Raw genomic sequence first — 10872 nt, 5'->3', positions numbered from 1 at the left:
CTTCCGCGACGCGCTGGAGCGCGCGCGCGAGCTGGTCCGCGAAGCGTTCGAGGACACCGGCGAGGGCCTTCGCTGCGCCCGCCATCTCTCCCTGATCGAGGATGCGCTGATCCGCACCCTCTACACCTACGTCGTGCGTTACATCCATCCGGCGCCGGCCGGCGCGGCAAACCAGATCGTCGTCGCGGCGGTCGGCGGCTATGGCCGCGGCACGCTGGCGCCGGGGTCGGACATCGATCTGCTGTTTCTCCTGCCGGGTCAGAACCCGACCTGGAGCAACAAGGTCATCGAGTCGATCCTCTACACGTTATGGGATCTGCGCCAGAAGGTCGGCCACTCGACGCGCTCCATCGAGGAGTGCGTGCGCTACGCGCTCGAGGACATGACGGTCCGCACCGCGCTGCTCGAGGCGCGGCTCATCCTCGGCGACGAGGCGCTGTTCGAGGACATGCGGACCCGCTTCGACCGCGAGGTCGTGTCGAACACCCCGGCGGAATTCGTCGCCGCGAAGCTTGCCGAGCGCGACGCCCGCATCGTCAAGGCCGGCAAGTCCCGCTACCTCGTCGAGCCCAACGTCAAGGACGGCAAGGGCGGCCTGCGCGATCTCAACACGCTGTTCTGGATCTCCAAATACGTCTACCGCGTCCGCGAAGCGTCCGAACTCGTCGAGGCCGGCCTGTTCTCGCGCAAGGAATACCGGCTGTTCTGCCGCTGCGAGGAATTCCTGTGGCGCGTCCGCTGCCACCTGCATTTCGTGACGGGTCGGCCCGAGGAGCGCCTGTCGTTCGACCAGCAGCGGCTGATCTCGGAGCGTCTCGGCTATGTCGGCCGCGCCGGTCTCTACGGGGTCGAGCGCTTCATGAAGCACTACTTCCTCATCGCCAAGGAGGTCGGCGACCTCACCGCCATCGTCTGCGCCGCCTTGGAAGAGCGGCAGGCGAAGCCCAGCCCGATGCTGGACCGCTTTTTCGGCCGCATCTGGCGACGCCGCGAAACCGTCGCCAACAAGGATTTCGCGATCGAGAACGCGCGGATCACGGTCGCCGATCCCGCCACCTTCGCCCGTGATCCGGTCAACCTGATCCGCCTGTTCGCGATCGCCGACGAGAGCGGTCTTGCCATCCATCCCGACGCGATGCGCCTGGTGACCTTGAGCCTGACGCGGATCGATGCCGAGATGCGCAGCGATCCCGAGGCAAACCGCCTGTTCCTCTCGATCCTCAGCTCGCGCAATTCGCCCGAAATCGTGCTGCGGCTGATGAACCAGGCCGGCGTTTTGGGCCGGTTCATCCCCGACTTCGGCCGCATCGTCGCCCTGATGCAGTTCAACATGTACCACAGCTACACCGTGGACGAGCATCTGATCCGGGCGGTCGGCATCCTCGCGGATATCGAAAGCGGCCGCAGCGTCATCGAGCATAAGCTCGCCCAGGAGGTGCTGCCGGAACTGGTCGACCGCCGGGTTCTTTACGTCGCGCTGTTCCTTCACGACATCGCCAAGGGCCGGATCGAGGATCACTCCCTGGCCGGCGTCGCCGTCGCGCGCAAAATCTGTCCGCGGCTCGGCCTGAGCCCGGAGGAGACGGAATCGGTCGCCTGGCTGATCGAGAACCACCTCGTCATGTCGGATACCGCGCAGCGGCGTGATCTCTCGGACCGTCGCACGATCGAGACGTTTTCGGCGCTGGTCGGCACGCTCGATCGTCTGAACATGCTCTTCATCCTGACGGTGTGCGACATCCGCGCCGTCGGTCCCGGTGTGTGGAATGGCTGGAAGGCCGAGCTTCTGCGCACCCTTTATTGGGAGACCGAGAGCGCCCTTGGCGGGGAACAGTCGACCGTCGCACGCGATCGCCGGGTGACCGAAGCGCGCGAGGAACTGCGGGCCGCACTCCCCAGCTGGACCAAGCATGATTTCGACGCCTATGCCGCGCGGCATCAGCCGCCGTACTGGCTGAAAGTCGATCTCACCCACAAGATCCGCCACGCCAATCTGCTCAACATGTCCGAGGTCGAGCTGCCCGGCCCGACGGTGGACATCCTGACCGACGAGACGCGGGGCATCACCGAGCTGACCATCATCGCGCCCGATCATCCGCGCCTGCTCTCGACCATCGCCGGAGCCTGTGCCGCGGCGGCGGCGGATATCGTCGACGCTCAGATCTTCACCACGACCGACGGCCTAGCTCTGGACATGGTCTACGTGACTCGGGCGTTGGGGCGCGACGAAGACGAGCTCCGTCGCGCCGGCCGCATCGCCCTTGCCATCGAACGCGCCCTGAAGGGGGAAATCCGCCTCTCGGAGATGGTGGCGGCACGCAGCCAGGGTGACGCACCCGCCGCCGAGACCTTCGAGGTGGAACCCGAGGTGGTGATCGACAACGCCTTGTCGAGCCGCATGACGGTCATCGAAGTCGCCGGACTCGATCGACGCGGTCTCTTGTTCGAACTGACCGCGCTCCTGTCGCAGCTGCATCTCAACATCGGCTCGGCGCATATCGCCACCTTCGGCGAGAAGGCCGCCGACGTCTTCTACGTGACCGATCTGAACGGCGAGAAGATCACCGACGGCGTGCGCCGCGACACCATCCGCGACGCCTTGCTGTCGGCTTTTGCCGCCCCGGCAACGCGACGGCTCGATGGCCAGGGCCAGCGGCGCGGTGAAGGCTTGTGAGGAAACTTGATATTTTGCCCGTCAAAACTGATATGAGCGCCTCAGTTTCATCTTTTCGTATGGTCACATGAACGATCCCAAGGCAGAAAACGTCCGCTCCCCGAACGAAGCGCCCGCCTTCGCACCCAGCGAGGTTGGGGCTTCGGCCGCAGGCGCTCCGCAGGCTGAGCCCGATCCCTTCAAGGTGCTCGAGGCCCTGCAGGTCGAGAACGCCGAGCTGAAGGACAAAACGCTTCGCACGCTGGCGGATATGGAAAACCTGCGCCGCCGCACCGAGCGGGAGGTGTCGGATGCCAAAATCTACGGCATCGCCTCCTTCGCGCGCGACATGCTGACCTTCGTCGACAATATGCATCGCGCGCTCGAGGCGGTGCCGGCCGAACTCCGCGAGCAGGCCGACCCGGTGCTCAAAACGTTCATCGAAGGCATCGAACTGACCGAACGCGATTTCATCTCGCGCCTCGTTCGCTTCGGCGTGAAGAAGATCGAGCCGCTCGGCAAGAAGTTCGATCCGAACATGCAGGAAGCGCTGTTCGAAATCCCCGACGAGACCGTACCGTCCGGCACGGTGCTCCAGGTCGTGGAACAAGGGTTCTCCATCGGCGACCGTGTCCTGCGGCCGGCCAAGGTCGGCGTGTCCCGCGGCGGCCCGAAGACCATCAACTGAGCGCACGGACGCTGCTAGCCGTACGCTGTTGCTTCCTATCGATGTTCGCCAGGCCGCCGCGCCTGGCGGTTCGATGCCTGTGCTCTTATGACCCTTCGATGGCAGAGCCGCCATGCGCGCCCGCCATTGCGGTGCATCGGGCTTCGTCTTATGGGATGCCATTGACGTTTGGATGGTGGCGCTTTTCATGGCTAAAACCGATACGCGTGCCTTGAGCCTCGAAGACAGGCGCCCGCTGTCGCCGCACCTGATGATCTATCGTCCGATGCTGACGATGATGATGTCGATCGTCCATCGCATCACCGGCGCGGCGCTCTATTTCGGCACCCTGCTGCTGGCCTGGTACCTGATCGCGCTCGCGGCCGGCCCCGCACCCTTCGCCACGGTCTCTTGGGTCTACGGTTCGCTCCTCGGCGAACTGGTTCTCTTCGGCTTCACCTGGGCCCTGTTCCACCATCTGCTTGGTGGCGTCCGTCATTTCATCTGGGATCTCGGCTACGGCATGGACCATCCCGCGCGCGAATTTTTGGCGCAGGGGACCCTCGTTGGCGGCTTGCTCCTGACCGTTTTGGTCTGGGTCGTCGCCTGGTTCGCCTAGACGCTCCGCTCTCTTCGACAGGACTTTTCCATGGCGAACGACCCGCGCTCCCTCAAAACCGCTTCCAAGAAGGTCAGCCATCTCGGCTCCGCGAAGTCCGGCGTCGGCGAAGCGCGCGCGATGCACCTGACCTCGGTGGCGCTGGTGCCGCTGACGATCGCTTTCGTCTGGATCCTCGTGACCTTGATCCATAAGGATTTCACCGCCGTCCGCGCCGAACTCGGCCAGCCGTTCCCGGCGATCGTCATGCTGCTCTTCGTCGGCGCTGGCATCTATCACATGAAGCTCGGCATGCAGGCGATCATCGACGACTACGTCCACGAACACCATTTGAAGGACTGGGCGCTGATGGCGAACATCTTCTTCTCCGTCGCGATCGGCCTCGCCTGCATCTACGCTCTGCTCAAAGTGAGCTTCGCCTGAGCCTCTTCGGCGCCTGCTCTCTCCCCTTCTGAAAGACGTTCCCCCATGGCCACGAACGGTACGACCAACGGCAGCACGGCTCCCGGCATCGGCGGGGCCGCCTACCCGATCACTGACCACACCTTCGACGTCGTCGTCGTCGGCGCCGGCGGCGCGGGGCTTCGCGCCACGGTCGGTTGCTCTCAGGCCGGTCTTCGTACCGCGTGCATCTCAAAGGTGTTTCCGACGCGCTCGCATACCGTTGCGGCTCAGGGCGGCGTCGCCGCCTCCCTCGCCAACATGGGCCCCGACAATTGGAAATGGCACATGTACGACACCGTGAAGGGGTCGGACTGGCTGGGCGATCAGGACGCCATCGAATACCTCTGCCGTAACGCGCCGAAGGCGGTCTACGAGTTGGAGCATTGGGGCGTGCCGTTCTCGCGCACCGAGGACGGCAAGATCTACCAGCGCCCGTTCGGCGGCATGACCACCGATTTCGGCAAGGGGCCGCCGGCGCAGCGCACCTGCGCCGCCGCCGACCGCACCGGCCATGCGATGCTGCACACGCTCTATGGCCAGGCGCTGAAGAACGACACCGAGTTCTTCATCGAATATTTCGCCATCGACCTGATCATGGAAGACGGCCGCTGCCGCGGCGTCGTCTGCCTGAAACTCGACGACGGCACGATCCATCGGTTCCGCGCCCAGCTCGTCATGCTGGCGACCGGCGGCTACGGCCGCGCCTATTTCTCCGCGACCTCGGCGCATACCTGCACGGGCGACGGCAACGCCATGGTGCTGCGCGCCGGCCTGCCGCTACAGGACATGGAGTTCGTCCAGTTCCACCCGACCGGCATCTACGGCGCCGGCTGCCTGATCACCGAAGGCGCCCGCGGTGAAGGCGGTTATCTCACCAACGGCGAGGGCGAACGCTTCATGGAGCGCTATGCCCCGTCGGTGAAGGACCTCGCACCGCGCGACATGGTGTCCCGCGCCATGACGATGGAGATCCGCGAGGGGCGCGGCGTCGGCAAGGGCAAGGACCATATCTTCCTGCACCTCGACCACCTCGAGCCGAGCGTGCTGCACGAGCGCCTGCCCGGCATTTCAGAAAGCGCGCGCATCTTCGCCGGTGTCGATCTGACCAAGGAGCCGATCCCGGTCATTCCAACGGTGCATTACAACATGGGCGGCATCCCGACCAACTTTCACGGCGAAGTGCTGATCAAGAAGGACGGCGATCCCGACGTCATCGTGCCGGGCCTGATGGCGATCGGCGAGGCCGCCTGCGTCTCGGTGCACGGCGCCAACCGCCTGGGTTCGAACTCGCTGATCGATCTGGTGGTGTTCGGCCGCGCCGCGGGCTTGCGCGCCGCCGAGGTGGTGCAGGCCGGCGCCAAGCAGGCAGAGCTGCCGGCGGGATCGGCCGACCTCGCACTGTCCCGCCTTGACCACTTCCGCAACGCCAAGGGCAGCGAGCCGACCGCCAAGCTGCGCCTCGACATGCAGAAGGTGATGCAGGCCAATTGCGCGGTCTACCGCACCGGCGAAACGCTGGAGGAAGGCTCGAAGCTGATCCACGACGTCTGGGGCGCCCAGGATCAGGTCGGCATCACCGACCGCTCGCTGATCTGGAACTCCGACCTCGTCGAGACGATGGAATTCGACAATCTCATCGTCCAGGCCGTGGTGACGATGGACAGCGCCGTCAACCGCACGGAATCGCGCGGCGCCCATGCCCGCGAAGATTTCACCGAGCGTGACGACAAGACCTGGATGAAGCACACGCTGGCCTCGATCGACCCGCAGGCGAAGGCGATCTCGATCGATTACCGGCCGGTGCATAGCTACACGATGTCGAACGAGATGCAGTATATCGAGCCGAAGGCGCGGGTTTACTGATCAGGACGCGGGGACGCGGCGCGAGACGGAGGGTGCGATGGAAGGGGAACCGGTCGATCTCGTTCTCGAGTTCGTCAGGCGCATCGATCGTCGGCTTGAGAATGTCGAGTCGATCGTGATCGATACGCGCTCGCGCCTGCATTCGGTCGAAGAGCAAATCGCGCTGCTTCGACAGGACGTCGTCAGAATTGATCATCGGATGGATCGGTTCGACGAGCACCTGCAACGGATCGAACGCCGCCTCGATCTCATCGAGGTCTGAGCAGAGACAACAATAGATGCCGCGTGGACCATCGGTCTGCGAAGAACGAGGTTCCATGGTCCAGCTCACACTCCCCAAGAATTCCGTCGTCGGCACCGGCAAGACCTGGCCGAAGCCGGAAGGCGCGACCAACCTGAAAGAATTCCGCGTCTATCGCTGGAACCCGGATGACGGGCTGAACCCGCGCGTCGACACGTTCTTCATCAACCTCGACGACTGCGGCCCGATGATTCTGGACGGCATCATCTGGATCAAGTCGAAGATCGATCCGACCCTGACCTTCCGTCGCTCCTGCCGCGAGGGGATCTGCGGGTCTTGCGCGATGAACATCGACGGCACCAACACGCTCGCCTGCACCAAGGGCATGGACGAGGTGAAGGGCGCCATCAAGATCTATCCCTTGCCGCACATGCTGGTGATCAAGGACCTGGTGCCCGACCTCACCGGGTTCTACGCCCAGCACGCCTCGATCCAGCCGTGGCTGCAGACCAAGACGCCGATGCCGGAGACGGAATGGCGGCAGACGCCGGCCGACCGCGCCAAGCTCGACGGCCTCTATGAGTGCATTCTTTGCGCGTGCTGCTCGACGTCGTGCCCGAGCTACTGGTGGAACGGCGACCGCTATCTCGGCCCGGCGGTTCTTCTGCAGGCCTACCGCTGGCTGATCGATTCGCGCGACGAGGCCACCGGCGAGCGGCTCGACAACGTCGAGGACCCGTTCCGCCTCTATCGCTGCCACACGATCATGAACTGCGCCAAAGCGTGCCCCAAGGGGCTCAACCCGGCGAAGGCAATCTCGGAGATCAAGAGCATGATGATCGAGCGGCAAATTTAATCGCTCGCGACCCTGTGACTTCGAATTCGCCAGAGAATGCGCTAGCGATTAGGGCGGCCCTGGGGACCGTCGCATGCGTAAGCCGTTGAAGTTGTTCGTGGCCGCCATGGCCGTTTTGACCGCTGCTCCGGTCTTGGCGCAGGACGCCGTAAAGGTTTCGGGCAAGACCGAGATCCTGTGGCTCGGTCAATCCGCGATGCGGATCACCACGCCGGGCGGCAAGGTGATCCAGGTCGATCCCTTCATCACCAAGAACCCGAAGACGCCGGCAGCCTGGAAAGATCTCTCGAAGCTCGGCCATCTCGACCTGCTGCTCGTCACCCATGGGCACCTCGACCATGTCGGCGACACGTTCGAGCTGTCGAAGACCAACAACATCAAAGTCTATGCGCCGGCCGGCCTCGAAGACACCTTTACGACGCTCGGCCTGCTGCCGCCGGAACGGGCGCCGAAGATGAGCAAGGGCGGCACCGTCCATCCGCTCGGCCCCGACATCGCCATCAGCATGGTCCACGCCGATCATTCGTCCGAGTTCATGGGCACGGACCCGTTCACCGGAAAGACCTACAGCTTTTCCGGTGGCGAGGCGGCCGGCTTCATCATCAAGCTGGAGAACGGCTTCACCATCTACCACATGGGCGATACCGCGGTGTTCGGCGACATGAAGCTGATTGCCGACATGTACCATCCCGACCTCGTGATGATCCCGATCGGCGGCAACTACACGATGGATCCGGCCGGCGCAGCCTTCGCCCTCAGCACCTACCTGAAGCCCAAGTACGCGATCCCGATGCATTACGGCACGACGCCGCAGTTGGCCGGAACGCCGGAGGAGCTGATCAAGGCGCTGGGGCCGAACTTCGCGACGAAGATCGTGGTGATGCAGCCGGGCGAGACGCAGAGCTTTTAGCGCACTGCGTTAGGCCGGTAGCTCCGCCTTCAGCGTCCACACCCGGTGCGGCACCACCAGCGGCTCGACCGGCCATCCCGCGCTGAGCGCGGCCGCCAGCTCGGTGTCGAACCGCATGACGGCATCCGCCGGAAGCGAGGCCCCCACGCCGGCACTGGCGCGGATGCGGCCACGCCAGGCTTCGTGAGTGTAGGACACGTCGACGTCGAAGGAGAAGGTCTCGACGCCGACAAAACCGCCTTCGCCGACATCCGCCAAAAATGCCGGATAGATCCCCGAATTATTGCCGAGATGCCACTCGGGATTGTGTCGCGCCACGAGGTTTTCCGTCATCGCCACGACGTTGTGGTTGAGCGGCAGCCAGTCGAAATGCGCGATGATGAGACGGCCCCCCGGTTTGAGCACGCGCGCGACCTCCGCCGCGGCCTTTGGCCGGTCGAACCAGTGCCAGCATTGGCCGGCGGTGACGACGTCGAAACTGCGCGAAGCCAGGCCGGTGTCTTCCGCGCGACCCTCGACATAGGTGACGCCGGTCGCGGCCTCGCGGTCGAGACGGGCGGCCTCGGTCAGCAGGTGGTGCTCGGAATCGAGGCCGGTGACCTGACAGCCGCGGAGCGCCAGACCGCGCGCGATGGTGCCGGTCCCGGTTCCGAGATCGAGCACGGCATGGTCGGGGGAGACCCAGCTTTCGGCGAACAGACGCTTGAAGAAACGCTGCGGAAAGCCGGCGCGGTAGCGCCCGTAATCCGCCGCCGTCGGACCGAAATTTACCGCCATCGGCGAAGTGTCGCGAAGCGCGGGGCCGTCGGGCATGAGCATCTTGAACAACATCCTCGGGCTACTCGGCGTTGACCTGGCGCGGCAGCATGCGATCGAGGATCGCGTCGCGGCGCACCGCAAGGTGCCAGACGGTCGCCGCGACATGGATCAGCACCACGGCATAGACCGCCCACTGGCCGAGAATGTGGATCTGCTTGGCCGTCTCCGCAATATCCGTGGTCATCGGCAATTTGGGAAAATCGAACAGGCCCAAGATGCTGATCGGACGTTTGCTGCCCGAAGACATGACGTAGCCGCTGATCGGCATGGCAAGAAAAATAAAATAGAGCAGCCAATGGCTGATGGCCGCCGAGACGCGCTCCCATGCTGCCATCCGGCCGGGTTGCGCCGGTGGCGGGTTCATCGCGCGGTAGGCAAGGCGGGCGAGGATGACTGCGAGGATGACAAGGCCGAGCGTCTTGTGCAGCGAGGCATAGAGATCGGGGCCGCCCGGCGGCTTCTTGAACTCGGCAAAGATCCAGCCGAGCGGCACCACGGTGAAGATCAGCAGCGCGGAGATCCAGTGAAAGGCGCGCGCGGCTGGCGTGTAACGGCGCGTCCCCGCGGTGAAATAAGGGGCCACCCGCGCCGTGATGTCCTTCATGCCATGGTCCTGCCACCGGAAACACGTGAGCGGTATCGATTACGCGGATCGAGAAAAGTCCCCATTCGCGGCGACTTCTGTGTGGCGCCCAAACCAGACTGAGCTGGTTTGGGCGTCACGCCTAGTCGCGATGATAATCATCGCGCATTGTGCCTTCGTAGCGGCCGCTCTTCAAACAGCAACGCCTGAAAGAGGCGTCCCGAACCGCAGGGGCAGGGATCACGCCGGCCTAGCTTTTCGACAAGTTCTTTGTCGCCGTGAATAATCCGAAGACCACGTTTGACGTGCGTTTCGGAGTTGAAATCCTCTCCGACGCTTGCTCATGGCCTCAAAAGCAGAAGCGCGGCTCGATATCATCTTTTGCCATGACAGCCTCCATCGATCCGCCGTGCGCGAAAGGCGCGGGGCGCGTTGTCATACCATCGGAATCAGGCGCCGGCCATCTCGCTCAAAATCGCCTCCGCAGCGGCGCGCGGGTCGGCGGCCTGCGTGATGGGCCGGCCGATGACGAGGTGGTCGGCCCCGGCGCGCAATGCCGCCGCCGGGGTCATCACGCGCTTCTGGTCGCCGACAGCGGCGCCAGCCGGCCGAATGCCGGGGGTGATCAGCCGAAGCGACGAGCCGACGCGGGTGCGCATGGCCGAAACTTCCTCCGCCGAGAGAATGAGGCCGCCTATCCCGGCAGCTACGGCCTGATCGGCGCGGCGCGCAACGAGGTCGCGGACGCCAAAGGCGTAGCCGGCCGCTTCGAGATCGGCATCGTCGTAGGAGGTCATCACGGTCACGCCGAGGATCAGCAGCGGCGCGGCGCCGACGCCGCGCCTGGCGGCGGCCATCGTCTGGGGAAACGCATGCACGGTCAGAAACGTGGCGCCGAGCCGGGCGACCTGGGCGGCCGCTTTTTCGACAGTCGCCGGAATATCGTGCAGTTTGAGATCGAGAAAAACCTGCTTGCCCTGGTCGATCAGGCGTTCCGCCAGCGACAGGCCGCCGCCGTAGGCGAGCTCGAGGCCGATCTTGTAGAAGCTGACGCTGTCGCCAAGCTGCGCCACGAGCTCTGCGGCGGCCTCAGGCGTCGCCACGTCGAGCGCGACGATCAGCCGATCCCGGAGCGGTATTGCGGCAGCGTCGCTCAAGGCCGTTGTCTGGCGCGCGCGGCGACCCGATGGAACAGGCTGGCGCGATGATCGCGCGCC

General features: G+C 64.6%; 12 protein-coding genes. 8 read left to right on the top strand and 4 right to left on the bottom strand.

The genetic code is table 11. The annotated features are described in order from the left end of the window. The 8 genes from GSQ79_RS25745 to GSQ79_RS25710 all read left to right on the top strand — a co-directional run. The coding region (locus GSQ79_RS25745; protein ID WP_158811599.1) for a [protein-PII] uridylyltransferase at positions 1-2674 on the top strand (2674 nt) is incomplete at its 5' end. A gap of 67 nt (positions 2675-2741) precedes the next feature. Further along, on the top strand, positions 2742-3341 hold the full coding sequence (gene grpE, locus GSQ79_RS25740) for a nucleotide exchange factor GrpE (protein WP_158811598.1): 600 nt from the start codon (positions 2742-2744) through the stop codon (positions 3339-3341). Between the two features lie 187 nt (positions 3342-3528). After that, positions 3529-3939, top strand: a complete 411-nt coding sequence (gene sdhC, locus GSQ79_RS25735; RefSeq protein WP_158811597.1) for a succinate dehydrogenase, cytochrome b556 subunit — start codon at positions 3529-3531, stop codon at positions 3937-3939. 30 nt (positions 3940-3969) lie between these two features. After that, a complete protein-coding gene (sdhD, locus tag GSQ79_RS25730) occupies positions 3970-4362 on the top strand; it encodes a succinate dehydrogenase, hydrophobic membrane anchor protein (RefSeq protein ID WP_158811596.1) in 393 nt (130 codons plus the stop codon). A gap of 45 nt (positions 4363-4407) precedes the next feature. Continuing rightward, on the top strand, positions 4408-6246 hold the full coding sequence (sdhA, locus tag GSQ79_RS25725) for a succinate dehydrogenase flavoprotein subunit (RefSeq protein ID WP_158811595.1): 1839 nt from the start codon (positions 4408-4410) through the stop codon (positions 6244-6246). A 37-nt stretch (positions 6247-6283) separates the two neighbouring features. Further along, complete coding sequence (locus tag GSQ79_RS25720) at positions 6284-6508, top strand: hypothetical protein (protein WP_158811594.1); 225 nt, start codon at positions 6284-6286, stop codon at positions 6506-6508. A gap of 55 nt (positions 6509-6563) precedes the next feature. Beyond that, a complete protein-coding gene (locus GSQ79_RS25715; RefSeq protein WP_158811593.1) occupies positions 6564-7343 on the top strand; it encodes a succinate dehydrogenase iron-sulfur subunit in 780 nt (259 codons plus the stop codon). A 73-nt stretch (positions 7344-7416) separates the two neighbouring features. After that, entirely contained in the window at positions 7417-8253 is an 837-nt protein-coding gene (locus tag GSQ79_RS25710; RefSeq protein ID WP_158811592.1) for a metal-dependent hydrolase, read from the top strand. Positions 8254-8262: 9 nt separating this feature from the next. Here GSQ79_RS25710 and GSQ79_RS25705 read toward each other — a convergent pair whose 3' ends face one another. From GSQ79_RS25705 to pyrF, 4 genes are all read right to left on the bottom strand, one after another. Continuing rightward, entirely contained in the window at positions 8263-9072 is an 810-nt protein-coding gene (locus tag GSQ79_RS25705; protein WP_210253220.1) for a class I SAM-dependent methyltransferase, read from the bottom strand. A 19-nt stretch (positions 9073-9091) separates the two neighbouring features. After that, a complete protein-coding gene (locus tag GSQ79_RS25700; RefSeq protein ID WP_158811591.1) occupies positions 9092-9676 on the bottom strand; it encodes a cytochrome b in 585 nt (194 codons plus the stop codon). 137 nt (positions 9677-9813) lie between these two features. After that, on the bottom strand, positions 9814-9939 hold the full coding sequence (locus GSQ79_RS29945) for an SEC-C metal-binding domain-containing protein (protein ID WP_246725594.1): 126 nt from the start codon (positions 9937-9939) through the stop codon (positions 9814-9816). A 165-nt stretch (positions 9940-10104) separates the two neighbouring features. Further along, positions 10105-10812: an orotidine-5'-phosphate decarboxylase gene (pyrF, locus tag GSQ79_RS25690; RefSeq protein ID WP_158811590.1), complete on the bottom strand. Its 708-nt coding sequence runs from the start codon at positions 10810-10812 to the stop codon at positions 10105-10107. Positions 10813-10872: the final 60 nt, after the last annotated feature.

Origin of the sequence: Beijerinckia sp. L45 (assembly GCF_009765775.1) — a bacterium.
Classification (GTDB): Bacteria; Pseudomonadota; Alphaproteobacteria; order Rhizobiales; family Beijerinckiaceae; genus RH-AL1.
This window is presented reverse-complemented; position numbering and strand designations above follow the sequence as displayed.